Source organism: Peptostreptococcus russellii (genome assembly GCF_003012055.1).
Classification (GTDB): domain Bacteria; phylum Bacillota; class Clostridia; order Peptostreptococcales; family Peptostreptococcaceae; genus Peptostreptococcus; species Peptostreptococcus russellii.
Genome location: NZ_JYGE01000003.1, coordinates 158,162 through 184,983 on the forward strand (window position 1 = coordinate 158,162; position 26,822 = coordinate 184,983).

General features: G+C 30.2%; 22 protein-coding genes. All 22 read left to right on the plus strand.

Annotation, left to right across the window (positions count from 1 at the left end; all coding sequences use genetic code 11):
* Window positions 1-13 precede the first annotated feature (13 nt).
* The 22 genes from UF10_RS02805 to UF10_RS02910 all read left to right on the plus strand — a co-directional run bounded on the left by UF10_RS02805 (window position 14) and on the right by UF10_RS02910 (window position 26,801).
* Entirely contained in the window at window positions 14-1,546 is a 1,533-nt protein-coding gene (locus tag UF10_RS02805; protein WP_106776302.1) for an NAD(P)H-hydrate dehydratase, read from the plus strand.
* 27 nt (window positions 1,547-1,573) lie between these two features.
* Window positions 1,574-2,029 carry an NfeD family protein gene (locus UF10_RS02810; protein WP_106776303.1) on the plus strand — a complete coding sequence of 152 codons (456 nt, stop codon included), beginning with the start codon at window positions 1,574-1,576 and terminating at the stop codon, window positions 2,027-2,029.
* Window positions 2,030-2,127: 98 nt separating this feature from the next.
* On the plus strand, window positions 2,128-3,234 hold the full coding sequence (locus tag UF10_RS02815) for an SPFH domain-containing protein (RefSeq protein ID WP_106776304.1): 1,107 nt from the start codon (window positions 2,128-2,130) through the stop codon (window positions 3,232-3,234).
* Between the two features lie 355 nt (window positions 3,235-3,589).
* Window positions 3,590-3,940, plus strand: coding sequence for a DUF6483 family protein (locus UF10_RS02820; protein ID WP_106776305.1), 351 nt, complete (start codon window positions 3,590-3,592; stop codon window positions 3,938-3,940).
* Window positions 3,941-4,257: 317 nt separating this feature from the next.
* Complete coding sequence (locus tag UF10_RS02825) at window positions 4,258-5,757, plus strand: DUF1846 domain-containing protein (RefSeq protein WP_106776306.1); 1,500 nt, start codon at window positions 4,258-4,260, stop codon at window positions 5,755-5,757.
* Window positions 5,758-6,096: 339 nt separating this feature from the next.
* On the plus strand, window positions 6,097-7,356 hold the full coding sequence (locus UF10_RS02830; protein ID WP_106776307.1) for a 30S ribosomal protein S1: 1,260 nt from the start codon (window positions 6,097-6,099) through the stop codon (window positions 7,354-7,356).
* A gap of 107 nt (window positions 7,357-7,463) precedes the next feature.
* Entirely contained in the window at window positions 7,464-8,852 is a 1,389-nt protein-coding gene (locus tag UF10_RS02835; protein ID WP_106776308.1) for a DUF3329 domain-containing protein, read from the plus strand.
* Between the two features lie 51 nt (window positions 8,853-8,903).
* Window positions 8,904-9,386, plus strand: coding sequence for a Cys-tRNA(Pro) deacylase (ybaK, locus tag UF10_RS02840; RefSeq protein ID WP_106776309.1), 483 nt, complete (start codon window positions 8,904-8,906; stop codon window positions 9,384-9,386).
* A gap of 11 nt (window positions 9,387-9,397) precedes the next feature.
* Window positions 9,398-10,237: a fumarate hydratase gene (locus UF10_RS02845; protein WP_106776310.1), complete on the plus strand. Its 840-nt coding sequence runs from the start codon at window positions 9,398-9,400 to the stop codon at window positions 10,235-10,237.
* 10 nt (window positions 10,238-10,247) lie between these two features.
* Window positions 10,248-10,772 carry a Fe-S-containing hydro-lyase gene (locus UF10_RS02850; protein ID WP_106776311.1) on the plus strand — a complete coding sequence of 175 codons (525 nt, stop codon included), beginning with the start codon at window positions 10,248-10,250 and terminating at the stop codon, window positions 10,770-10,772.
* 106 nt (window positions 10,773-10,878) lie between these two features.
* Window positions 10,879-12,054, plus strand: coding sequence for an NAD(P)-dependent malic enzyme (locus UF10_RS02855; RefSeq protein WP_106776312.1), 1,176 nt, complete (start codon window positions 10,879-10,881; stop codon window positions 12,052-12,054).
* A gap of 13 nt (window positions 12,055-12,067) precedes the next feature.
* Entirely contained in the window at window positions 12,068-12,913 is an 846-nt protein-coding gene (locus UF10_RS02860) for a CvfB family protein (RefSeq protein WP_106776313.1), read from the plus strand.
* 167 nt (window positions 12,914-13,080) lie between these two features.
* Window positions 13,081-13,830 (plus strand): glucosamine-6-phosphate deaminase, encoded by a 750-nt coding sequence (nagB, locus tag UF10_RS02865; RefSeq protein WP_106776314.1) that lies wholly within the window; start codon window positions 13,081-13,083, stop codon window positions 13,828-13,830.
* A gap of 600 nt (window positions 13,831-14,430) precedes the next feature.
* Window positions 14,431-16,794, plus strand: a complete 2,364-nt coding sequence (gene secA / locus UF10_RS02870; protein WP_106776315.1) for a preprotein translocase subunit SecA — start codon at window positions 14,431-14,433, stop codon at window positions 16,792-16,794.
* Between the two features lie 2 nt (window positions 16,795-16,796).
* Window positions 16,797-18,155 carry a DUF5009 domain-containing protein gene (locus tag UF10_RS02875; RefSeq protein ID WP_106776316.1) on the plus strand — a complete coding sequence of 453 codons (1,359 nt, stop codon included), beginning with the start codon at window positions 16,797-16,799 and terminating at the stop codon, window positions 18,153-18,155.
* 13 nt (window positions 18,156-18,168) lie between these two features.
* A complete protein-coding gene (locus UF10_RS02880) occupies window positions 18,169-19,521 on the plus strand; it encodes a phosphatidylinositol-specific phospholipase C/glycerophosphodiester phosphodiesterase family protein (protein ID WP_242969026.1) in 1,353 nt (450 codons plus the stop codon).
* A gap of 207 nt (window positions 19,522-19,728) precedes the next feature.
* Window positions 19,729-21,594, plus strand: a complete 1,866-nt coding sequence (locus tag UF10_RS02885; protein WP_106776317.1) for an N-acetylmuramoyl-L-alanine amidase — start codon at window positions 19,729-19,731, stop codon at window positions 21,592-21,594.
* Between the two features lie 396 nt (window positions 21,595-21,990).
* Window positions 21,991-23,088, plus strand: a complete 1,098-nt coding sequence (locus UF10_RS02890; RefSeq protein WP_106776318.1) for a cell wall-binding repeat-containing protein — start codon at window positions 21,991-21,993, stop codon at window positions 23,086-23,088.
* Window positions 23,089-23,333: 245 nt separating this feature from the next.
* Entirely contained in the window at window positions 23,334-23,996 is a 663-nt protein-coding gene (locus tag UF10_RS02895) for a sugar transferase (RefSeq protein ID WP_106776319.1), read from the plus strand.
* Between the two features lie 13 nt (window positions 23,997-24,009).
* Entirely contained in the window at window positions 24,010-24,780 is a 771-nt protein-coding gene (locus UF10_RS02900) for a glycosyltransferase family 2 protein (protein WP_106776320.1), read from the plus strand.
* 10 nt (window positions 24,781-24,790) lie between these two features.
* Complete coding sequence (locus tag UF10_RS02905) at window positions 24,791-25,603, plus strand: glycosyltransferase family A protein (RefSeq protein ID WP_106776321.1); 813 nt, start codon at window positions 24,791-24,793, stop codon at window positions 25,601-25,603.
* Between the two features lie 91 nt (window positions 25,604-25,694).
* Window positions 25,695-26,801, plus strand: a complete 1,107-nt coding sequence (locus UF10_RS02910) for a hypothetical protein (RefSeq protein ID WP_106776322.1) — start codon at window positions 25,695-25,697, stop codon at window positions 26,799-26,801.
* Window positions 26,802-26,822 lie beyond the last annotated feature (21 nt).

Consider the following 26,822-nt stretch of genomic DNA (forward strand, 5'->3'; position numbering starts at 1 on the left):
AGGAGAGGATTTTATGTATATAGCAGAATCGGAATTTACTTCAAAGATGGACAAGTATTGTATTGAAAAATATAAAATACCAGAGATAATTTTGATGGAAAATGCTGCTAACTCTGCATTTGAAAGAATAGTGAAGATAGGACATAAAAGAAACATTGAAGTAGAGGAAATTTCAATTATATGTGGAAGTGGAAATAACGGTGGTGATGGCTTTGCAATAGCCAGAAAATTATCTAATATGGCTAAAGATGTAAAAATTATTACAATAGGCAATCTAGATAAAATGAGTCACTGTGCAAAAATAAACTTTGATATATGTACCAATATGGGAATTGATCATATTCATATTGATAGTCTAGATAAGAGAAAAGAAGAAATATTAAAAGTGTTGAAGTCTACTGACCAAGTAATAGACTGTATATTTGGGGCTGGGTTAAATAGAAATATAGAAAATGATTATAAAGATTTGATAGAAATGATTAATGAAAATAAGGAAAAATATAACTACGACACAATATCAATAGATATTCCTTCAGGTCTAAATGGAACAACAGGAGAGGTGATGGGAGTTTCCATTATAGCTGACTATACTATAAGTTTTGAGTTTTTTAAAAGAGGATTCTTGAGATATAGCAGTGAAAAATACTTAGGAGAAATATATGTTGAGGATATAGGTGTACCATATAAATTCTATAATGATATTGACATACTGCCTAGCTTTATAGATGAAAACTATATACTAGACAATTTGATGATAAGAAAAGATAGTATGCACAAGGGAGATTTTGGAAAGGTAGCAATAGCAGCGGGTTCTACTGGATTTTACGGTGCAGCATATATATCTAGCTCTGCAGCAGTAAATACTGGATCTGGACTGACTACTCTTATATGTACAGAAGATACTCAAAGGATTGTAGCTTCAAAGCTGACAGAGGCGATGACTTGCCAATACTCAGATAGTGATAGATTGGAAAAGATTTTGAGGGAAGTAGATGCCCTTGCAATAGGTCCTGGAATGGGAAATACTGGTCAAACAAAGAGTTTTCTAAAGAAAATGCTAGATAATATAGATGTGCCAGTAGTTATTGATGCTGATGGGATAAATGTATTTGAGAAGGGCTTTTTAAATAAAGACTCTCAGTGTATACTAACTCCTCACTTGGGAGAGTTTTCTAGACTTACAGGACTGAGTATTGAAGAGATAGAAAGTGATAGAATTTTTTATGCTGAGAAATACGCAAAAGAAAATGAAATAGTAATAGTTTTAAAGGGGAAAAATACCATTGTTACAGATGGAATAAGAACTATGGTAAATACAACAGGTAATAGTGGAATGGCCAACGGCGGAATGGGAGATGCTCTTACTGGCATTATTACCTCTCTTTGTGGACAAGGATATGACATATTTGTAGCAGCTTGCATAGGAGTATATCTACATGGACTTTGCGGAGATAAGATATATAAAGAAAAACAGGTGGTCACAGCAAGCGAATTATTAAAAGTAATAGCAAGTGAGTTAAAGTTACTGTATAATAAGATTAAATAATAAGAAAATTAAAAAGGAGAAAAAGCTATGATACTAAGTATAAAAGGAATCTGGATTTTAATTGCGATTGCATTTGCAATTATTGAGGCTGCTACACTTAGTCTTACTATGATTTGGTTTACAATAGGAGCATTTTGTGCACTAGTAGTGTCTTATTTTACGAATAGTATTCCAATACAGATAGCCGTGTTTCTAGTTATTTCTTTTTTATTACTATTTTTGGCAACCAAAAAATTAATTAAAATTGATAGAGATAAAGACAATACTCACTGGGTAAGTGTAGATACAAATATTGATGCTGTAATAGGAAAAAGAGGCTTTATTGTAAAGGAAATAACTCCTCAAGAAGTAGGAATAGTCAAAGTAAAAGGTGAGGAGTGGACAGCAGTATCCTTAAATGATAATGAGACGATTAAGATTGGTTCTGAGGTAGTAGTAAAGTCTATTGAAGGTGTAAAGCTGATAGTAGAAGAGATTAAGTAGTTTTGCAAAAGATAAAAGCTATACTTTATTGAAAAAAATTGTTTAGAAGAGAAATTTATTTAAAAAATTAGAAAGTCTATTGTTGATGGGAGGAAAGTATGTTTAAAAATATTTTAATGGTTTTACTAATTGCTTTTTTAATTATCCTAGCTTTTAGGTGTATTAGAATCGTGAAACAGGCAAGAGTTGGGATAATAATGAGATTAGGTAAGTTTTATAAAGAAGCAAAAACTGGGATACATTTTTTAGTTCCATTTATAGATTCAATGAGTTATATGATAGATATGAGAGAAAAAGTAGTAGATTTTCCTCCACAACCAGTAATAACTAAAGATAATGTTACTATGCAAATAGATACAGTAGTTTATTACAAGATAACAGATCCTAAGAGCTATGTATTTGAAATAGCGAATCCTATATCTGCAATTGAAAATCTAACAGCTACTACACTAAGAAATATCATAGGAGATCTTGATCTTGATGAAACACTTACTTCTAGAGATCTTATCAACACAAAGATGAGAACGATATTAGATGAAGCAACTGATATCTGGGGTATTAAAGTAAATAGAGTGGAACTTAAAAATATTATGCCTCCAAAAGACATTCAGTCAGCTATGGAAAAACAGATGAGAGCAGAGAGAGAAAGAAGAGAGTCTATTCTTCAGGCAGAAGGAGAAAAGCAATCTAAAATTCTAATAGCAGAGGGAGAGAAACAGTCTGCAATACTTAGAGCAGAAGCCAAAAAAGAGTCTATGATAAGAGAGGCTGAGGGCGAAAGACAATCAAAGATACTTGAGGCACAAGGTGAAGCAGAGGCAATAAGAGATACTTTTTCTGCTAGAGCAGAGGGTGAAGCAGTCATTATAAGAGAGACTCAAAGAGCTAAGGCAGAAGGAATTGAAATAGTATTTAAGGCTATAAAGGATTCTGATGTAGATGATAATATACTTGCAATTAAATCTATGGAAGCTCTTGAAAAACTTGGTGAAGGAGAGTCATCAAAGCTTGTATTGCCTTCAGAAGCTGTGAATTTTTTAGGAACATTTAAGGGAATTAAGGAAGTTATGTCTGATGAGACTAAGAATAAAAAAATATCTAAAGAAATAAAGAAGCTCGCAAATGACTTAGATAAAAAAATAATAGACAGTGTTGAAGAATCTGATGAAAAATTAAATAAAGACGATAAAAGTGATAAAAAGTAGATATAAAAATGAAATATATGAGTAATATTCAATATTAAGTATAGTTATGTATTAAAGGGGCCTCTGATATAGGGGCTTTCTTTTATGTGAAAAACAATAGTTTATAATACTGTAGTTGTATAATGGATATGATAGTTTAAAATAATACTATGATTATATAGTAATGTAAAATCTTAATAATAAAAATATGATTGTAATTTGTAATAATTAACTTAAAATCGTGTATAATATTGTATAGAAGTATAGAAGTATAGAAGTATAGAAGTATAGAAGTATAGAAGTATAGAAGTATAGAAGTATAGAAGTATAGAAGTATAGAAGTATAGAAGTATAGAAGTATAGAAGGGGTGATAGTATGGGCTTGGTGGATAGATTAAAAAATGAAAACAGAGAATTGGTATTTAAAGAATTATTGGGTAAAAAATATAGTGATTTAGATGATTTTGATATAGTATATTCTCCAAATGAAGAGTTTATATTGATTGATATTAAAAGGCTAGTTTTAGAAAGTAAAATCAATGAAGCTGAAGATGTTTTGTTTGCAAGTTTGGAAAAAAGTAGATCTATAAATATGCTTTTTATTGCAGGAGAATTCTATACGATGCTTATGGATTTAAGCGATGATGAGTTGAATAGAAATAATTTTTCAAGATCTGAAATCAAGGATGGAATGAATGACGTTAAAAGTATGTTCAGTAAGTCATAATTTAAAAAGAAAAAATATTAGTTTTGATAATTAATAAAATTTAAAAAAAAGAGAAAATACTTTAAAAAGGGCTTTAAATAAAGATAATACTATTTTTTTGATTAATAAAATAAATATATAACTTGAATTTTAAAAAGAAAAGTTGTATAATAAATACTTAGTTAAAAATTCGAAAAAAAAACACGCAGCAAAAAAGCCACATGTCAATGTATAAAATGAATTTGTGATGGAATTCTATTTTATTACATTATTTTTGAATTGTCAATGTTTTTATTAGAATTTATCTAAAATAATTTAATTAATATAGGAGAGTGCAGATGAAAATAGGTTTTGACCACAATAAATACTTAGAGGAACAGTCCAAATATATTTTAGAAAGAGTTAACAATTATGATAAATTGTATATAGAATTTGGTGGTAAACTAATAGGTGACCTACATGCAAAGAGAGTTTTGCCTGGATTTGATGAAAATGCAAAGATAAAAGTTCTTAGCCATATGAAGGATCAAGTAGAGGTAGTTATTTGTGTGTATGCAGGTGATATAGAAAGAAACAAGGTAAGAGGAGATTTAGGTATTACTTATGATATGGAAGTAATGAGGTTGATAGATGATCTTAGAGGCTACAATTTAGATGTAAATTCAGTAGTAATTACAAGATATGAAAATCAGCCAGCTGCAACGATATTTATAAATAAGCTTGAAAGAAGAGGTGTAAAGGTATATAGACACCAACCTACAAAGGGATATCCTACTGATGTAGATACAATAGTAAGTGAAGAAGGTTTTGGAGCGAACCCATTCATTGAAACAACAAAGCCGATTGTAGTGATGACGGCTCCAGGTCCAAATAGTGGTAAGTTAGGTACTTGTTTAAGCCAGCTTTATCATGACAATAAAAGAGGTGTAACAGCTGGATATTCAAAGTATGAGACATTTCCTGTGTGGAATTTACCTTTGAAGCATCCTGTAAATATAGCTTATGAAGCAGCTACAGTAGATTTGAAAGATGTAAATATGATAGACTCTTTCCATTTAGAAAAATATGGAGAAACAACAGTAAATTATAATAGAGACTTGGAGTTATTCCCAGTTTTAAAGAAAATAATAGAAAAAATAACTGGTAAAGAAAGTGTATTCCAATCACCTACTGATATGGGCGTTAATAGAGTTGGCTTTGGAATAACAGATGATGAAGTAGTAAGAGAGGCTGCTATACAAGAAATAATAAGAAGATATTTTAAAACTCTTTGCGAATATAAAAAGGGTGGAATAGATAAAGAAGCTGTTTCAAGAATGAAAATGATAATGGAAGAGCTTGGATTAAAAGACGAAGATAGAGCTGTTGTAAAAGTTGCAAGAGCTTATAGAAATGATGACTGTGACCATGTAGATGGAATATGTCCTGTTGTAGCTCTTGAATTGGCTGATAAGAAGATTATGACTGGTAAGTTTTCTAGCCTTATGAATGGTTCGGCAGCTGTAATATTAAATGCAATTAAATATTTGGCTGAAATTCAAGATGATATGCATATTATATCTCCTGCTGTATTGGAACCAATTATTAATTTGAAAAAGAATGTACTAAAGAGTAGAAATGTGTCTTTGAGTGCAGAAGAAGTATTGATGGCATTAAGTATTAGTGCTGTTACAAACCCAGTTGCACAATATGCTATGAATAGATTATCTTTGCTTAAAAATTGTCAAGCTCATTCGACAGTAATATTATCTAAAAGTGATGAGCAGGCATTTAGAAAGTTGGGAATAGATGTAACTTGTGATGCAGAGTTCCAATCAAGCAATTTATATGAAGGTTAATAAAAAATATAGTAATAAAACATACAAAAAGATATAAATATAAAATCAAAACTGCACACAAAATAGTTTGTTTTAAAAAAAACAATAGGTGTGTGGTTTTCTTTTAGATTGAAATAAAAGATAAAAAGATACTTTATTAAAAAAAAAGCTGAAAATATTAAGAAAAGTATGCTATAGCTAGTTACAATTATTAATTTTATGATTTTAATTAAGAAAAGTAAATTATAACAAAATTTTTAAAATTTATTAAAAAAATATGCAAATTAGACTATATAATAATGCTTAGTATATGCTATAATAGTATATATGGATATCACGCAGCGAAAGGATGTTATTATAATGGAAAACAATTTAACAATGCAAGAACTACTTGACATGCAAGAGCAGGAGTTAAGTAAAATTAATGTAGGTGATGAAATCACTGGAAAGGTAACACAAATAAACCAGGACAATCTAGTTTTAAAGCTAGATGTTGACTTTGATGGTGTTATACCTGAGGGTGAACTTAATCTTGACAGAGGTCAGAGTATAGCAGATGTTTACAAAATAGATGATGAGGTAACTGGAGTTATAACAAATATCAGTTATAAAGATGCAACTATCAAAATCTCTAGATTGAAGTTAGAACAGAAAAATGATCTTAAGGAACTTATAGACGCTATGGAAGAACGTACAAAGATAAATGTTCATTCATTCAAGGCTTTAGAAAGAGGTTTATATGTAAGATATAAGTCTCATACTATGTTTATGCCTATTTCTCAGATTGACACAAGATTTGTAAAAGATACAAATGAATATGTAGGCTTAGATATGGACGCTTATGTTAAGGAAGTTAATCCTAGAAAGAACAGAATAATAGTTTCTCATAGAGAAGTTGCTCAGGAAATATTAGATGCTGAGAGAAAAGAAAGAAGAGAAAGCAGAAAGGCCGAAAGAGATGCTGAAAGAGCAAAGATAAAGGCTGAAAAGGAACAGAGAAGAGCTGAAAGAGAAGCTTTATTTAATGAACTTGTTCCTGGAGAAAAGAGACACGGTAAGGTAACTAATATAATGCCTTATGGTGCATTTATCGATTTAGGTGGTATAGAAGGTCTTGCTCATATAAACAATTTATCATGGACAAGAGTTGAATCAGTTGAATCTGTAGTAAGCGTTGGAGACGAAGTTGATGTGTTCATACAAAATGTTGAGCCAGAAACTCACAGAATAGCACTATCACTTAAGGATCCAGCACAAGACCCTTGGAAGTTAATAGCTGATGAAGTAAGTGTAGGATCAGTTGTTGATGCAAAGGTACTTAGAATTATAGACAAGGGAGCTTTTGTTGAAGTAAAGAAGGGCGTAGAAGCATATTTACCAATAGGTGAATTAAGCGAAAAGAGAGTTAACAAAGTTGAAGATATAGTTAATATTGGAGATACTGTTAAGGCAGCAATAATAAAATTCAACCCTAACAATAAGAGAATGATGCTTTCTATAAGAGAATTAACAAGAGAGCCTGAAGAAGATTTATCTAAATATATGTCAATAGGTGATGATACTATTGGTACTATTGGTGAGGTTCTAAAGGAAAAGACTGGATCATTAGACGAAGAATAATAGTTTCGTATAAATAAAATAATTAAGAAATTTTAAAGGGGGGTGCGTAGGCGGCCCTCTTTTTATTAGCAGCAGTATTTATAAAAAATTAATGAAGAGGTATTAAGATGGAGAAAAAGCGTAATATAAATTATCTATCAATTATTATATTTATATTAATTTTCATATTAATATTTTTTTTAAATGTAAATACGCCTTTTGTAGCTGATGACTTTAATAATATGTTTGTTGAAGGTAATATTAGGATTACGAATATATCTCAAGTTATAAGTAATCAAATATATAGATATTACAATACAAATGGTAGAGTAATAGCACATATTATTGGCGGTGTAATTTTAATATTTGATAAAAAGATTATTAATGTAATTAATTCAATTGGATTTTGTCTATTATTATATATAGTATATAGATATACAGACCTAACTGAGTCATATGGAGAAATAAAACATAAAAAACATAAAAATATAATCAATGAAAGCAAAATGAAGATAAATATACATAATGCCCTTTTTATTTTGCTAGTATTTTTACTTATCTGGAAATTTACACCAACATTTGGTCAAGATTTTCTATGGGTAATAGGTGCGGCAAACTATATGTGGACAAACATTATTTTATTATCAGTGCTATTTATTGCTAGAAAAATTGCAGTTTTAGATAAAGCTATAGAAAAAACATCTTTTTTATTATTTACGATAGCCCTATCTGTGATAGCAGGCTGGACAAATGAAAATTCAGTTCCTGCAGTGTTATTGATATTACTATACTATATAGTTAAAATGTACATAGATGAAAATAAAAATATAATAATTATAGTCTTTATATTTTTTAGTATGTTATCAGGATTTTTGATAATGGTAACAGCTCCAGGAAATTTTAAGAGAGTGCAGCTTTTTAATGAACCTGATGAGATATTTTTAAAATATTTTTTAAGATTATCCAAAATGAATGAAAATTTCACTGAATATTTTTTAATTTTGTTTTTTATATCATTAGCTTTAATAATAATAGCTAGAATTGTGCATATAGGCAAATCTATTGAGACGGAAGTATATTTTATAGCAGCTCTTGTGTCTTTTTATGCTATGATAATGGCTCCAACTTATCCTTGTAGAGTGATGGTTATTACTGTATTGCTATTTGTCATATCTATAGTCATGAATATAGCAATTATATCCAGAATCAACCTAAAAGTTTCATTGGCAATACTTATATCAGGGATACTTGTATTTGGATATTACTTCTCACAAACTTATCTTGAAGCCTTAAAAGACAGTAGTGAATATCTATCTAGATACAATGCTAGAGAAATAATAATAAAAGACAATAAGAATATGGGACATATAGATGAAATAGAGGTTCCAGCGATTACTAGTAACAGTCCATATACGGCTGCATATAATCTAGAAGATTCTAAATATAATAAGGAAGATTGGATTAATGTTACTATTGCAAGATACTATGGTGTAAATTCAATAGTCTTAAGAAAATAGAGCAAAAAATATAGAATATTTAAAAGTAATATATAGATTGGAGGAAGTATTATGTCCAAAAAAAAAGTTAAAACAAATGCAATGAGAATTTTAGAGCTAGAAAAGATAGAATATATAGAGCATTCATATCCAGTTGACAAGGACCATGTTGATGGTATTACAGCAGCAAAACATATAGGCAAAGATCCTAAAACTGTATATAAAACACTTGTAACTCAAGGTCAAAGCAAGGAGTATTATGTATTTGTAATACCTGTTGCAGAAAATCTAAATATGAAGAAGGCAGCCAAAGCATCTGGAGAAAAAAAGGTCGAAATGATACATGTCAAGGATATAAATAAAATAACAGGATATATACGTGGAGGTTGTTCTCCAATAGGGATGAAAAAGCAATATTCTACTTATATAGATAAATCAGCAAAATCTATAGAAAGTATTACTGTAAGTGCAGGTAAGCTAGGATATCAAGTGGAATTATCTCCATCAGATTTAATAAAGGCCTCTAAGGCTGAGTATGCAGATTTATTGATGTAGGCGGTGAAAAAATGAGAGAAGTAAATTCAAAAGTAATAGAAGATTCAGTTATGAAAATGTGCATTGACGGATGTATTAATTTAGATAAAAGTGTAATAGATAGCTTTAAAGAGAATAGAGAAAAAGAAAGCAGTGAAGTAGCAATTAATATACTGGATATTCTAATTGAAAATGCAAACATAGCAAAAGAAACAAACAAGCCCCTATGTCAGGACACAGGTATGGCCGTTTTCTTTGTTAAAATTGGACAAGATGTTCATATTACAGGAGATAATATTACTGACGCAATCAACAAAGGAGTATCTAGAGGATATACTGAAGGCTATTTAAGAAAATCAGTGGTTAGTCCAATAGAAAGGTTAAATACAAATGACAATACACCTGCTGTTATTCACTATGATATAGTGAATGGTGATAAAATTGAAATAGACTATGCAGCTAAAGGGTTTGGTAGTGAAAATATGAGTCAGATGAAAATGTTGAAACCATCTGATGGGATTGATGGAATAAAAGAATTCATTTTAAAAGTTGTAAAGGAAGCAGGTCCAAATCCTTGCCCTCCAATTGTTGTAGGAGTAGGTATCGGTGGTACTGTTGATAAATGTGCACAGATAGCCAAAAAATCATTGTTTAGAGAAATAGGCGTTCATAATAAAGATAAATTTATAGAAGATTTAGAAAAAGAGATGCTTGAGAAGGTTAATAATTTGGGCATAGGACCACAAGGTTTAGGTGGAAAGACAACAGCACTAGCAGTCAATATTGAAAGCTATCCAACTCATATTGCAGGTCTTCCTGTAGTAGTAAATATAAACTGTCATTCATCAAGGCATAAGAAAGTAATAATATAGGAGGAAATGTATGATTGAACTAAGCACACCTTTTGACCAAAAAGAAATAAAATCTTTAAGAGCGGGAGATATAGTAAAGGTAACAGGAACTCTCTATACAGCAAGAGATGCGGCACATAAGAGAATGTGTGCAGCAATAGAAGAAGGTAAAAGTCTTGCATTTGATCCACAGGGACAAGGTATTTATTATGTTGGACCTTCTCCAGCCAAGCCAGGGGAAGTAATTGGTTCAGCTGGCCCAACTACAAGCTATAGAATGGATGATTTAACAGTACCACTTTTAAAGAAGGGTTTAAAAGTAATGATAGGAAAAGGTAAGAGAAGTGAGGAAGTTATTGAAGCTATGAAGAGTTATGGAGCAGTTTATCTAGTTGCCATAGGTGGTGCAGGAGCATATATATCAAACTCCATTAAAGAGTGCGAAGTAATTGACTATGATGATCTAGGAGCAGAGGCTCTTAGAAGGCTTGAAGTAGAAAATATGACCTTGACAGTATGCATAGATTCAAAAGGAAATAATCTATATGAAAGATAGGCTAAAGGCTTCAAAATATAAAAGTAAAGCCTATTCAAAATCAAATTTTAAAAGTATAATATAGTTTAAACGGAATTATTTAAAACTAATTAGATTGGAGAAATAAATGAACTATTCAGAAGAAGCATTGAAAATTCATTCAGAAAAAAAGGGTAAGATAGAAGTTATAAGTAAGGTTAAAGTAGAAAATAAAGATGATTTATCTGTAGCCTATACTCCAGGAGTTGCAGAACCTTGTCTTAAAATAAATGAAAATAAAGATGATGTATATAAATATACGTCAAAGGGGAATATGGTAGCAGTTGTAAGTGATGGATCGGCTGTACTAGGACTAGGTAATATAGGAGCAGAAGCTTCAATACCAGTTATGGAAGGCAAGGCAATTCTTTTTAAAGAGTTTGCAAATGTAGATGCTTTTCCTATATGCGTATCATCTCAAAGTGTAGAAGAAATAGTTAAAACTGTTAAAATGATTGAGCCAGTATTTGGAGGTATAAATCTAGAGGATATTTCAGCTCCTAGATGCTTTGAAATAGAAGATATACTAAAAGAAGAGTTAGATATACCAGTATTTCATGATGATCAGCACGGTACTGCCATTATTGTTACAGCAGGTATAATAAATGCGGTAAAATTGATAGAAGGCAAAGAGATGCAAGACTTAGAAATAGTAATAAATGGTGCAGGATCAGCAGGTATAGCTATCTGTAAAATGCTTTTGAATATGAATGTTAAAAATATTGTTCTATGTGATAAAAATGGAATAATACAGGAAGATTCAGAAGAACTTAACTGGGCTCAGAGAAAAATGTTAAAATATATTAACAAGAAATCTGAGAAAGGTAAGCTATCAGATGCTATAAAGGGTAAAGACGTCTTCATAGGAGTTTCTCGTCCAAATATGTTGAATGAAGAAATGATAAAGACTATGAATGATAGGGCAATTGTATTTGCTTTAGCAAATCCTACTCCTGAAATAATGCCTGATCAAGCTAAAAAAGCAGGAGTGTTTATTATAGGAACTGGAAGAAGCGATTTTCCTAATCAGGTAAATAATGTACTTGCATTTCCAGGTGTATTTAAGGGAGCGCTTGAATGTAGAGCTTCTCAAATAAATGAGGAAATGAAGGTAGCAGCTGCTAAGGCAATAGCAGAATTCATACCTAGGGAAAAGTTAAACACTGAAAACATACTTCCAAAGGCGTTTGATATAGGAGTGGCAGAAGCAGTGGCAGAAGCTGTCAAAAAAGCAGCTATTGAAACTGATGTAAATAGAATTTAAGAGAGGTACAAAATTGATAGAATTCGGAAAGATTAACAAATTAGAAGTAATAAAGCAAAAAGAATATGGATACTTTGTAGGAGTTAAAGACGCTAGTGAAAAGATTGAAATACTATTGCCAACATCTAACATAGTAGATCCAGAGTCTATAGTAATAGGAGAAGATGTGGAAGTCTTTGTATACAAAGATTCACTAGGTAGACTAGTTGCTACACAAAAAACACCTAAAGCATTTGCAGAGGAAATAGCAATATTGACTGTCGCTGAAAATACTGAAATAGGTAGTTTTGTTAATATAGGTCTAGAAAGAGATGTTCTTGTTCCTTTTAGGGAGAAAAAATATCCTATATTTGAAGATGAAAAATATCCTTTCTATATATACGTAGATAAGTCAGAAAGACTTGCGGCGACAACTGATATAGAGGAACATCTATCTTTGGATAGCAAAATGAACTTAGGAGATACTTGTAGCGGCTATGTATATGGCTTCCAAAGCAATCAGACAGCACTTGTATGTGTAGAGCCAAATATATCAGGGATAATATTAAGAGACGAATACTATACTTCACTAAAAGAAGGAGATTATTTAAAAAATCTTAGAGTTATAAAAATCTATGAAGATGGTAAGCTTGGTTTAACAACTAGAGCTGAAAGAAAAGAAGAGATGGATTCTTTAGAAAAGAAAATTCTTAGCTATATGGAAGGTAATGATGGATTTATGAGGTTTAATGATAAATCTAATCCTGATGATTTAAGAATGGTCTTTAATACAAGTAAAAAGAATTTTAAGAGAACATTGGGAAATATGATGAAAAACAATATAATAAGACAAGATGAAGATGGAACTTGGTTAATCTAAAGCGAAATTATTGCCGAATATATTGAATAAATGAAAATAAATTGCAGAAAAATAATATAATGAAAAAAATTATCTTGAATAAATTGCAGTAAGAATTTATAATATAGTTATAGCATTAAATATTTACACAAAATAACATTTGAAATGATAGAGAGAGAGGGATTTTTGTGAAAATTTACGTTTGCAAGGATTATGAAAGAATGGGTAGAGTAGCAGCGAACTATTTAGCAGCCCAAATAAATATTAAGCCAGATTCAGTATTAGGTCTAGCAACAGGTTCAACGCCAGTAGGAATGTATAAGGAGCTAGTTAAAAAATATGAGTCTAGAGATATAAGTTTTAAAGATATAGTGACTTTCAATTTGGATGAGTATGTAAATCTACCAAAAGAAAATATAAATAGCTATTATACTTTTATGCATGAAAATTTGTTCGATAAGATTGATATAAATCCAGAGAATATAAATATGCCTGATGGAAATGCTAAAGATTTTGATAGTTATTCAAAGGAATATGAAAAAGCAATAGCATTAAAAGGTGGAATTGACTTGCAAGTACTGGGAATAGGGAACAATGCTCATATAGGATTTAATGAACCTGGTGAATATTTTTCTAAAGAAACAACTGTTGTTGACCTGACAAGAAGTACAATAGATGCAAATTCAAGGTTTTTTGATTCTATTGATGAAGTTCCAAATCAGGCAATTAGCATGGGAATTGGCACTATATTTAAGTCAGAAAAAATAATTTTATTGGCATCTGGTAAGACAAAGGCTGAAGCTATAAAAAATACTGTAAACGGACCTATAGATCCACATGTTCCAGCATCAATACTTCAACTACATAAGAATGTTTTACTTATTATAGATGAACAAGCTGCATCTTTGCTAGATAAAAATTGCTATGAGACTGTATAGTTTTTACATAGATTTATTAAAGTTAAAAAATTACGTGCAAAATAATGTAAAAAAGCTTATAATAGAAGAGTAGCATTGTAATTTTATTATAATGTTGCGTTTGACTCCCAACGATTTTGTTGTAGAGGAAAAACACCACTAAAACAAGTGGTGTTTTTCCTTTTTTATAAGATATTTTAATAAATAGTGAATAATAGCAAATATAATGAAGTTTTATAAGATCTATACACATCGAGAGTTTGTATGCTACATATATATTGCAAATGTAATAGAATAGAAATTCACAATAGTATAGTCTAAAAATATAAAAACAAATAAATAAAGGAAAATATTGATATTTAAACAAAAAAAAAGAACGGTTGAAATATCAACCCCTCTTTTTCTGTGAGAAATACTTAAAAAGAAATGTAATTTTTTAAGTATCTTTATTATACAATAAGTTAGTCAAAAAGTCTAATAAATTTTATTATAAATCTCTATCTTGTGATATAATAAAATAGATTTGTAAGTTATATATTAATTATAAATTTGTAAATATAAGTATTAAACATTGCAATAATATTAGCATTAAAAAAATTATAATACTAAAAGGAGAGTTATATGTCATTTTTAGATACATTTCTAAGTAAACAAGATAATGTTGAAATTAAGAAGTTAAATAAAATAGTTGAAAATATAGAAGGATTGGAAGAAAAAATATCATTACTTTCAGATGAAGAGTTGTCAAACAAGACCTCTGAATTTAAAAAAAGATTAAAAGATGGTGAAACTCTAGATGATATTTTGGAGGAAGCTTTTGCGGTTGCAAGGGAAGCTTCTAAGAGAGTATTGGGAATGAGGCAATATAAAGTTCAGCTTATAGGTGGAATAGTACTTCATCAGGGAAAAATTGCTGAAATGAAAACTGGAGAGGGTAAGACTCTAGTTGCGGTTGCACCATGTTATTTAAATGCACTTTTAGGTAAGGGTGTACATGTAATAACAGTAAATGATTATCTAGCCGAACGTGATGCCGATACAGTTAGACCAGTATTTGATTTTTTGGGAATGACAGTTGGTACTATAATAGCAGGTCAGGATCCAAACACTCGAAGAAAGCAATATAGCTGTGATCTAGCTTATGGTACAAACGCTGAGTTTGGATTTGATTATTTGAGAGATAATATGGTTAAACGCCTATCTGATAAGGTTCAGGCAGAATTATCATACTGCATTATAGATGAGGTAGACTCAATACTTATAGATGAGGCAAGAACTCCTTTGATAATTTCAGGTGAAGGAGATCCTATAAGTGATCTTTATTATAGGGCAGATGATTTTGTAAGAACAATAAATGAAGATGATTATGAATTGGATAAAAAAGAGCATACAGCTTCTTTTACAGAATCTGGATTCAAAAAGGCAGAACAATTTTTCAAGATAAGAAATATAACTAACATAAATAATATGGCTATCTATCATCATATGAATCAAGCACTTGTGGCCCATAAGTTGATGGATATAGATGATGATTATGTAGTGAAAGATGGAGAAGTATTTATAGTAGATGAGTTTACTGGTAGAATTATGGATGGAAGAAGATTCTCAGATGGACTTCATCAGGCTTTGGAAGCCAAAGAAAAAGTGAAAATTAACTCAGATAATAAAACTATGGCAACAGTAACTTATCAGAATTTCTTTAGAATGTATGACAAGATGTCTGGTATGACAGGTACTGCTAAGACTGAAGAAGGTGAATTTGAACAGACATATCATACAAATGTTGTTCAAATACCTACAAATATGCCAGTAATTAGAAAAGATTTAGATGACAAGGTATATACTACAGAAAAAAATAAGTTTGAAGCAGTAGTAGAAGAAATCATAAAAATACACTCTACAGGTCAGCCTGTATTAGTAGGTACAGCTACAGTAGAGAAGTCTGAGTATTTATCTTCATTATTGAAAAAGAGAGGATTAAATCATGAAATTCTAAATGCTAAAAACGACAAAAAAGAAGCAGAGATAGTAGAAAAGGCAGGCTGTATAAATGCTATTACTATTGCTACAAATATGGCAGGTAGAGGTACAGATATAAAACTTGGTAATAATGATCCAGAAATGGAAGAAAAAGTAAAAAATCTAGGTGGTCTTTATGTTATAGGTACAGAGAGACATGAAGCAAGAAGAATTGACAATCAGTTAAGAGGTAGATCGGGCAGACAAGGTGACCCTGGTGTTTCTAGATTCTTTGTAAGTATAGAAGATGAAATAATAAAGCTATATGGTGGTGCCGCTATTAAAAAAGCAAGTAAGAGGTTGAAAGAAGATGAGCATGGAGCCATTTCTAGTAAGAGACTTAGCAGAGCTATAGAAAATGCTCAAAAGGGAATTGAAGGTAAGAACTTACAGCAGAGAAAAGATGTGTTAAAGTATGACAATGTTATAGATAAGCAGAGAAAGGTAATTTATGCAGAGAGAGATAAAGTTCTTGAGGGTGTAGATCTTACTGATACGATCATGCATATGGCAAGGGAAGTTGTAAATGAATTTGTAGATAAGTATATAGATTGTAAGCCAAGAAATTACTTTAAGTACTATAAGAGTATGTACAATGCATTTATGCCAGACTCAACTCTTATTATCCCAAATGCAAGTCAGATGACTTCAAAAGAGTTTGCAGAAAGTACTCTTGATATTGTAAAGAGAATATATGAATTAAAAATGATGCTCTTGACAGAAGAAGAGTTCTATATGCAACAAAAAGAGATACTATTAAATGTTGTTGATAAGTACTGGGTAGATCATATCGACCTTATGGATCAAATGAGACAGAGTGTAGGATTAGTATCTGTTGCACAAAAGGACCCAGTAAAAGAATATACTATTGAAGCTTATGAAATGTTTAAAACTCTAAATAGAAAAATTAGAATGGAAACACTAAAATTTGTGTTCTCATTTGAAGGGTTAGAGGAAGAAGAATAAATATGGAAACAAATGAGACAAACAGCCTTAAAAAGCTATTAGGTGAATACTATATAAAAATTAGAAATTACTATTTAAATAAAAAAAGAATTGATCAAGAATATGCACAGCTTAGAGTAGAGTCGATTGATTTATTAAGAGGAATTGCAGTTATATTTTCCATATTTTTAATTTGTCAGGGACTTGAAAGCAAAGTTAATCCAAAGTATATGATTTCTACTTGGAATGGAATGGGGTTTGCAGACTTATTACTACCATTTTTTATATTAATAATGGGTATGTCAATACCATTTTTCGTAAAGAAGAATCATCAAAATGGAAAGAGTGTATCGGAAATATCTAAAAAGGTATTTAAAAGATCAGTGATTTTATTTATTATTGGCCTATTTTATAGTATTTTATTCTTAGCATCTAATAAGGTTGTTAGATTGACAGGGCCGTATCAGTTACTGGCAATCAACTATGTAATATGTACAATGATTTATTTAGGGTTTCTTAAACTAAAAATTAAAAATAATGCTTTAACATATGTATTTATTGGGATAGGTACTTTTGTATCGCTTATTTTTACAGCGATTGCATTTAAAAATGGGTATTCAATAGAAAAAAGTATATTTCTACTAGTAGATAAAACAATCCTCAATGGATTTTCTAGCAACTCACTAGCAAATCCAGAAGGTATACTTGCAACATTTTCTGCCGTGCCTTTGACTATGTATGGTTTGGCTATAGGATGTATATTAAATAAAAAGCCTATAGAAAATAAAAAATATATAAAATATAAAAGAAAAAGAATGGTAAAGGAACATGGTTGGAGCTTTGAAAATTTAGGAGCTGATATAAAAAGTTGGATAAATCTAAAATCAATAAAGTCACTACTTAGCAATTATTATAGGTTAAATAATGAAGCTAAAAAGATAATAAATTTACTTCTTATGGGGCTTGGATTTTATATAGTATCTAAGATTTTAGGAGTGTGGATTCCTCTTAATAGAAATGTATTTAGCATAACATTTGTTATGAGAGTAAGTTCTTATATGTTTTTTATAGAAACAATAGCTTATGTGTTATTTGATATTATAGGCTTTGAATTTGGAACATATCTGCTAAAAAGAATAGGTAAAAATGCGATTTTCGTGATTCTATTTATTTCACTATTCCATAGATTATTGAATTTAATAAAGATTAAATCAATCTATACAGGAACTTGGATGGGATTTAACAATTGGTTTACAAATGATTTTATACTTCCAATATCAGGTGCTGATTCAGCATCTGCAATATACGGTATTGCAGTGACTCTGGTATGGGTTTTAATTATGAATTTACTTGAGAAATACGAGCTTAAGATTAATATATAGTAGTGGAGGAAATATGTTTAAGAAGAATATAGGAAAAAAAAGGATAAAAATAAGAATAAAAAAGATGGTAATTCTTATTGTTTCTTTGATTTTGATATTAGGTCTATTCAAACTATTCCACTATTATGGAAGTCAAAGAAAGATAATATCTGAATTTAAAAATACAAAGATAAGAGAAAGATTAATAACAAATAACAAAAAAGTACAGATGGACAAGCCTTACAAGGTTAGAAATGATATCGTATATGTGCCAGTATTAGAGCTTTGTAAAAACTTCAATACTAGTGCAAGTTATAAATTTCTACCAGGTGGAAAAATAGAACTAAAATACAGAAAGTCAAGCTATATATTAGAAAGAGGATCCAATGAAGTAAGATTTGAAGACAATCACAACATTATAAAAATGGATGGAATTGTTGAATTTATGGACGATACTCTTTATGTACCGCTTGATTTTATATACAAAATACTTGATGTAAATGTTGTTCAGGCAAGTGATGGAACTGTCTATATGGATAATTATCCAAAGAAGTTCAACTATTCTTGGGTAAAGGAAAATAGATACATAGCACATGCTCTAGGTGGTATAGATGGGAATGTATATACAAATTCTAGGCAAGCAATGGAAAAAAGTTATAAAAAAGGTATAAGAGTAATGGAAGCGGATATGTCACTTTCGTCAGATGGAAAGTTAATACTGCTTCACTCTACAGATGCAACTAGCTTATCAAACCTTGGATTGCCAACTTCTTGGAAGAAGGAGATGCCTTCAGAAAAAGAATTTTTAGAGACAAAGATATTAAATAAGTATAACACTCTTAACTTTAAAGAAGTTGCTCAGTATATGAAGGAACACCCTGATATGTATCTTGTAGTTGATTTAAAGAAAAATGATATACATGAGGTTGAAGGTTGTTACAAAGAGTTGGTTAAGGTTGCTAAGCAAGTAGATCCAAGCGTCTTAAATAGAATAATACCTCAGATATATTATGAAGAGATGTATAGGCCGGTTATGAATATATATGATTTTAAATCTATGATATTTACAACTTATAGAATTGAAGAATTAGAAGTAAATAAAGTAGTAGATTTTTCATATGAACATGGGATAAAGATAGTTGCAGCAAATAAATTTAAATTCTCTAAGGAATTAACTACAAAACTAGTTGATAGAGGAATTAGTCTTTATATGTTTACATATAATGATGAAGAGGCTGTAAATTCATTGAGAAATAGTTATGTAAGTGGATTCTATACAGATTTTCTACCTAAAGAAAAAATCGAAAGAGATTCTGAAGGCAAAGTAATAGTTGATAAGAAAAAGATGAATGAAGTAAAAGAAAATAAAGAAAATGATAAGCAATAAAGTTATAGGAAGAAATATATTTGTATAGTAAATTTAACAAATACAAAAAAATAAATTAATATTATTATCTTAGGTTACAAACTGTAACTTTTGTGCTATAATATATCGAGTAGAGTTGATATAAAAGTATGATGAGTTACAGAATGTAACCTTTGTATTTTTAAAATTATATTTGTAATTATTAAATGTTTTTAAAGGAGGACGAAAGTGAAGTATATTGCTAAAAAATGTGTGGCAATTGCTCTAGTTATGATGATGGTTGGATCATCTGTAGCCCCGTCTGTATTTGCTGAGTCTAATGTATCGGGAAATAGAGAGGAAGCAATTGAAACTATTGATAATAATTTAAAATCAGATCCTAATAAGGAGATAATTGATGAGGATTCATCAAATGAACTAAATAGTTCTATTGAGGAGTCAAATATGACTTCTGAGAGCAGATTAGATGCTGATTATTCAAAACAAGATTCAGGTGTAAAATATTTATATGGAAGTAATAGATTTAAAACAGCAGTAAAGGTAAGTCAAGAAGGTTGGCCAAGTGGTTCAGATAATGTAGTTATAGTAAATAGTAAAAATACTATAACAGGAATAATAGCGACTCCTCTTGCAACTGCTCACAATGCACCTATACTAATGACAGAACAAAATAACTTGATAGGTGATATATCAAATGAATTAAAGAGACTAAAGCCTAAAAATATTTATATAGTGGGTGATAGAAGTATAATATCAAAAGAGGTTGCTGATAAAATGAAGGCGGCTACTGGGGCAAACATAGTGAGAATTTTTGGTAAGTACCCAGGAGAAATCTCTGCAGCAGTAGCACAAAATATAGCGAAGGTAAAGAAGGTAGATACTGCATATGTAGTAAGTGTTACAAATGGTGTAGCAGATGCATTGACTATATCTTCTAAGGCTGGAGAAACTAAAAATCCAGTAATAGTTGTGGATCAAAACTATATAAATGCAAATGCATTTACTTTCCTATCTACTAATGTATCAAGTGTATATTATGTGGGAGGAGAAAAATCAATATCTACTTCTCTAATAAATCAAATAAATGGAGTAGTAAATAATGCAGGTGTAGGAAATAGAGTTTACGGATCAAGTAGACATTCCACAAATGTAAATGTTGTGAATAGATTCTACAAGGATGTAAATCTTCCAGCAGTTACAGTAACAAAGTCTGATAATATAGGGCTTGTTGATACTGTTCCAGCAGGACCTTTGGCAGCTAAAAAGAATTCTCCTATAGTTTTGACTGAAAAAAATTCAGTTCCAAAAGTAACGGGTGAACTATTGGAATCAAGAAAAACAAATAGTATTTATCAAGTTGGTGGTGGAATATCACCTTCAGTAACGAATACTATAAAGGCTAAGCTATCGGAAAGTACAAAACCACTTCCGGAGAAACCTAAGCCAGAGACGGAACCAGAAAAGCCAGTCACACCGCCAAGTAATGGAGGAAATAATAATGAAAACCCTGGAATAGTAAATTCAATAAAAGGTAAAAAAATTGTAATAGATGCTGGCCATGGTGGAAGTGATAGTGGTGCAATTGGACTATATGGTGTAAGAGAGAAGGATTGGACTCTAAAAACAGCTAAAGCGTGTGCTGACTACCTAACTAAGGCTGGAGCTATTGTTATAATGACAAGAACAACAGATGTTTATCCAACACTTCAGGATAGGGCAAACTTAAGTAACAATAAAAATGCAGCATTTTTCTGTAGTATACACTATAATAAGGGTGGTAATGTAATCAATTCAGCTACAGGAGAGTTAAGTGGTACAGGAGTAGAAGTATTTAAGGGTGAAGGAGCATATTCTAATAGAGCTTCACAAAATGTCTTAAATAGTATACTTCAAGGATTTAACCTTAGAAACAGAGGAACAAAAGATGGTACTCAGCTATATGTAATTAGAAATACAAGTGCACCAGCAATTCTTGTAGAAGGTGGTTTCTTATCAAATTCTAAAGATGTTTCATTATTAAACAATGATGCAGGATTAAAGAAAATGGGTGAACAGATAGCTAAGGGAATCATATCAACATTTGAAGGAAAATAGAAAAGTTTATTTTTAAATAATAAGATGGCATATAAAAAGTGTGCCGTCTTTTTTTATTTAATAATTTATCCAATAAAAGACAAAAGCTATTTTTTACATTAAATATTGAAAATATTGAAAATAGTGAGAGATTATTAAGTATAGATAGCAATATAAACTTAAAATAGTAAGATCTGCATTTAAAAAATTATATTATAATATGAAGTTTTATAGCAATTATATTAAAAAATAGTATCTTTCTTTAATCTGAAAAGTTATTTTGCTTTTTATTATTATCTTTTTATGCTTTTATAAAGAGATAAAGAGCTTATTAAGAGTTTTAAAAAAATCTAATCTATAGTATAATAGAGAAGTGAAAATTATTGATATAAATTATATAATATTAGGAGATAGTAAATGAAGAAGTATTTAAAATATATAGCCATAATCTTGGTTTTGGCAGTAGGTTACAAGTTAGCAGATAAAGCCTTAGACAAACTGTATTTGTCTAAGTATGACATAATAGATTATACAGGAGATACCAGATACTCCACTGTAAATAAAGTAATGGATAAAAGATTTAAAAAATCAGAAACTGCGATTTTAGTCAATACAAATTATCTAAATCAAGCAATAGCAGTATCACCATATGCATATTCAAATAATATTCCTGTTTTGTATACTGAAAAAAATAAAATGCCAGAGCCAGTGTATGAAGAACTAGAAAGATTGGGAGTAAAAAAAGTTATAATGATTGGTGGAGTAAACTATATTTCAAATGTTGTAACTAGATCTTTGGATAGGTTAGGCTATGAAACTGATAGGATAGTAGATTCAGGGGGAATTAATCTGTCTATTAAAATGGCAGAAATGATGGATAGTCAAAAAAATATTGACTCAATAGCAGTTGTAACAGATGATGAACTAGATATTCCAAATGGAATATCATTTTTACCTGTTGCTCAGACAGAAAATATTCCAATAATGGTAACAACAAATAATGAAAATGATATAATAAAATTACAAAAGTTTGTTAAGAAACACAATATAAAAAAGACATACCTAGTTGGAATAAATAATTATTATAACACTAATATAGAAAAAACTCTTCCAGGTGTCGTAAGAATAGCTGGAAAAGATAGGTATGATATAAATAGGAAGATAATGGATAAGTTCTTTAGCGATAAGAGTAATAAAAAAGTATATGTGTCTAAAGGTGGAGAAGTAATACATAAAAGACATATTGCTCCAGGGCAGCTAATAAATGCTCTAGCAGTATCTCCTCTTGCGGCTGACAATAAGGCTCCTCTTATGTATATAGATGAGAATTACTTTAGCTCTGATGAGTCCAAATTGATAAAGCAAAAAGGCTATAAAGAAATTAATCAAGTAGGCTTTAATATAGAAAGAAGGAACTTTTTCAATGTAGAAAGATTTAAGGTATTTACTACTATTGTTTTGATTCTTATATCATTATTAATGGTTATTAGATTGATTAGCTTTAAAGCAAAATAGATATGTCAATTATAGATACAAACTAGATATGTATTCTAACATTAGATAACTTGTATTATAACTGTTTTTTTAGTATAATATCATTTGGCGTATAATGTGAAGATTGATGTTGGGCTGTATTTATGCAGTTTTTGAAATTATTTCCGATATAATTTTCTTTAGAGTTGGAGATTATACATAATCGAAATTAATTTTACATAGTACAAATATAATGCAGTACTTTGTAAATATGGAGGGAGGACAGTATGTCTTTTAATAAATATTCAGGAGAAGACACTGTATTAAAGGAATACATTGATAGCATAGACTATAGTATTGTCAAGCATGGTAAGTTATTTGAATCTTACCAACGCTTTTTTGATATTTTGCTATCGCTTATAGGGCTTATTGTAGGTGTGCCAATAATAATTATATTTGGTATACTAATAAAGATAGAGGATAGAGGTCCAATTACATACAAGCAAGAAAGACTTGGAAAAGATGGGGAAGAATTCTATGTATATAAGCTAAGATCTATGAGAACTGATGCAGAAAGATTTGGTGCTCAGTGGGCAGAAAAAGATGACCCAAGAATAACAAAGGTAGGTAAGTTTATAAGAAAAACTAGAATTGATGAGATTCCTCAGCTTTGGAATATTCTTAAAGGCGATATGGGAATTATTGGGCCAAGACCAGAGAGATCTATATTCACAAAAGAGTTTGAAGAAAAATACCCAAACTTTGTTTATAGATTAGCAGTAAAGCCAGGGTTGACTGGATGGGCTCAGGTAAATGGTGGTTATGAGATGGATCCTGGTGAAAAGTTAGAATGTGATTTATATTATATAAAAAATAGAAGCGTGCTACTAGACATTAAAATAATATTGATGACTGTGAAGGTTGTCTTTACTGGTGATGGTGCGAGATAGAAAGGAAATTTGAATGAGTAAAAAATTTATAGATAATCTGGTTTCTGTGATTGTGCCTATATATAATGCTGAGGATTTTATGAGAGAAACTTTAGATAGTATATTAGCTCAGACATATAAGGACATAGAGATAATGTGTATTGATGATATGTCGACAGATTCTTCGAGAGATATTATAGCTGAATATGCATCAAAGTATGATAATATAAGACCAATACTTTTAGAGGAAAATGCTGGAGTATCAAACGCTAGAAATACTGGTATTGCAAATGCTAGGGGAAGATATATTGCATTTTTAGATAGTGATGATGTTTGGCTTCCTGAAAAGATAGAAAAGCAGATTAACTTTATGAAGGAAAACAACTATGCATTTACTTTTACAAGCTATCGTTTTATGGACTCAGATAGTAATCTACTGAATACTATTGTTAGAGCAAAAGATGAACTAACATATAAAAAATTATTAAGACATAATGCTATATCTTGTCTGACAGTAGTAATTGACAGAGAGCATATAGAGGATATTTATATGCCTAAAATCCATCATGAGGACTATGCAGCATGGCTTCGTATACTTAAAAGAGGTCATAAGGCATACGGTTTAGATGAGGTTTTAGCAAAATATAGAAGCAGACAAAATTCCTTATCTGGAAACAAGATAAAGGCTGCTGGATGGACTTGGAATATATTGAGAAATGAAGAGAAGCTAGGTTTATTTAAAGCTATATACTGCTTCTGTTATTATGCAATAATAAATGTTTACAAACACTTTATTTCTAAGTAAAGGAGGTAGTATGAAGTTTAGTTTATTACTTGGAACATATGGCTCCAGATTAAAGGAATTAGATTATCTTTTTGATAGTCTAGACAGACAAAGTTATAAAAATTTTGAACTTATAGTTGGCTCTCAAACAAACTTTGATAGTATTGAGGAACTTTTAAGTAAACATAAATTTGAATATAAACATGTGCATGCAGATGGAATAGGATGTGCAAATAGTAGAAATGCCACTATGGATTTAGCTAGTGGAGATGTATATACATTCACAGATGATGATTGTTGGTATAAGGATGACTCATTAGAAATTGTAAAAAAATATTTCGATGAATATAATCCAGATATTGGAATATTTCAGCACTATGATCCAATAAAAGAGAAGTCTACGATAAATTATCCAAAAGAAAAGATACTTGGTTTAAGCAAGTTACAGACATTAAAGCAAGCTACTCTTGATATGTGGTTTAATTCATCTAGTATAGATCCACATACTCATAAATTTGATGAAAGATTTGGTATTGGAACTAAGTATAATTCTGGTGAAGAAAATATATATATAATGGATGCTTATAATGAAGGAAAAAGAAAAATGTATTATTTCCCTGAAATAGTAGCTTATCATCCATATAAAGAAGTAAATTATATAGATAAAAAATCAATGCTGGGAAAAGGACCTTTATTTAAAAGATTATTTGGATCATTTATGGGCTTTTTTATGTTTATAGCATTTGGATTTAAAAAGAAAAAAGAAATAAAAGAAAATAATAACGGTGAATTTTGGGGTATATTTAAAGACTCCCTAAAGGAACAATTGAAGTTTAAATTATAAAATCTTAATCTGGTATTAAAGTAGTTACGAGATTAAATAAAGAAGTTTATCTTAAGACAGAAATGTCTATATAGAAATGAGGTTTTAATACATGTTAAACGATAAATGTAAGAATAGCTTGGGAGTAGCCGTTATATTCTTAGCCATTATGAAATATTATGGAGTATATTTTGGGTTTAGTAATTTCTCAAAATATTTTATGTTGATTTCTTTATTGTTATCAACAGTACTTATTATTTCTAATAGAAAACAATACAACATTGTACATATAGGATTTTTATTACTAGCTGGTCTACAGTTTGTAATATCCAAAAATATTACAGTAGTCTATACATACTATCTATGTCTTGCTCTTTATGCAGCAGACTTTCGTGTGATAGTAAAATGGTTTACGATTACTAATGCTGTATTATTTTCTATATATTTAGCTATGAACGTAGTCGGAATACATCCTACAGAATATTTAGAAGGAAGAAATGACTTTGGATTTGGAAATCCGAATACAGCGTTTATAAGTATGTTTTTGATATGGTCTGCATATTTTTATTATATTTATAATAAGAAAAGAAAGATTGATTATATACTTTTGTTTGCTCTGATATTTTTGATGTACACTCAGACAACTACAAGGACTGGACTTCTTACAGCAGTAATGACGATTATTGCATTTATTATTCTTGAGAATATGAATTTAAGTAATCGATATGCTAGGATGTTTGTGTCGTCATTTCCAGTATTGATGTCATTGTTAAGTTTGGTAATTGCAATATTTTTAAGTGACAACTACTTCTTTAACAGTGTGCTTTCTCATAGGCCACTCTACTGGCATTCATATGTGATGCATCCCACTAGAGGGATAAATTTATTTGGATATGCTTCCAATATAAGAGATATACTCTTTACTCAAAGGATGCCACTTGATAGTGGATATATCTGGTCTTTATATAGTTCTGGAATACTAGTGTATACAGCTCTTATAGCCATGATGTGCTATACTTTATATCAGCTGTGTAAAAAGAATAAAAAGGCAGAAATACTTTTGATTGTCAGTCTTTTGATATACTGCTTTGCTGAAAGTATAATGTTGGATTTGGCAACAAATATAGGACTTGTATTGATAGTTGCTGGAGTATCAAATCTTAATCTCAAAAATATAAAGAAGATGAAATTAAGAGTAAAGTCAAAAAAAACCGTATAATTTCATATGGTCAATGAGGAG

Bases quoted from the DNA above. Each gene is read 5' to 3' on its own strand.
- UF10_RS02805 (WP_106776302.1), top strand. From the start codon at position 14: ATGTATATAGCAGAATCGGAATTTACTTCAAAGATGGACAAGTATTGT.
- UF10_RS02810 (WP_106776303.1), top strand. From the start codon at position 1,574: ATGATACTAAGTATAAAAGGAATCTGGATTTTAATTGCGATTGCATTT.
- UF10_RS02815 (WP_106776304.1), top strand. From the start codon at position 2,128: ATGTTTAAAAATATTTTAATGGTTTTACTAATTGCTTTTTTAATTATC.
- UF10_RS02820 (WP_106776305.1), top strand. From the start codon at position 3,590: ATGGGCTTGGTGGATAGATTAAAAAATGAAAACAGAGAATTGGTATTT.
- UF10_RS02825 (WP_106776306.1), top strand. From the start codon at position 4,258: ATGAAAATAGGTTTTGACCACAATAAATACTTAGAGGAACAGTCCAAA.
- UF10_RS02830 (WP_106776307.1), top strand. From the start codon at position 6,097: ATGGAAAACAATTTAACAATGCAAGAACTACTTGACATGCAAGAGCAG.
- UF10_RS02835 (WP_106776308.1), top strand. From the start codon at position 7,464: ATGGAGAAAAAGCGTAATATAAATTATCTATCAATTATTATATTTATA.
- ybaK (WP_106776309.1), top strand. From the start codon at position 8,904: ATGTCCAAAAAAAAAGTTAAAACAAATGCAATGAGAATTTTAGAGCTA.
- UF10_RS02845 (WP_106776310.1), top strand. From the start codon at position 9,398: ATGAGAGAAGTAAATTCAAAAGTAATAGAAGATTCAGTTATGAAAATG.
- UF10_RS02850 (WP_106776311.1), top strand. From the start codon at position 10,248: ATGATTGAACTAAGCACACCTTTTGACCAAAAAGAAATAAAATCTTTA.
- UF10_RS02855 (WP_106776312.1), top strand. From the start codon at position 10,879: ATGAACTATTCAGAAGAAGCATTGAAAATTCATTCAGAAAAAAAGGGT.
- secA (WP_106776315.1), top strand. From the start codon at position 14,431: ATGTCATTTTTAGATACATTTCTAAGTAAACAAGATAATGTTGAAATT.
- UF10_RS02875 (WP_106776316.1), top strand. From the start codon at position 16,797: ATGGAAACAAATGAGACAAACAGCCTTAAAAAGCTATTAGGTGAATAC.
- UF10_RS02880 (WP_242969026.1), top strand. From the start codon at position 18,169: ATGTTTAAGAAGAATATAGGAAAAAAAAGGATAAAAATAAGAATAAAA.
- UF10_RS02890 (WP_106776318.1), top strand. From the start codon at position 21,991: ATGAAGAAGTATTTAAAATATATAGCCATAATCTTGGTTTTGGCAGTA.
- UF10_RS02895 (WP_106776319.1), top strand. From the start codon at position 23,334: ATGTCTTTTAATAAATATTCAGGAGAAGACACTGTATTAAAGGAATAC.
- UF10_RS02900 (WP_106776320.1), top strand. From the start codon at position 24,010: ATGAGTAAAAAATTTATAGATAATCTGGTTTCTGTGATTGTGCCTATA.
- UF10_RS02905 (WP_106776321.1), top strand. From the start codon at position 24,791: ATGAAGTTTAGTTTATTACTTGGAACATATGGCTCCAGATTAAAGGAA.
- UF10_RS02910 (WP_106776322.1), top strand. From the start codon at position 25,695: ATGTTAAACGATAAATGTAAGAATAGCTTGGGAGTAGCCGTTATATTC.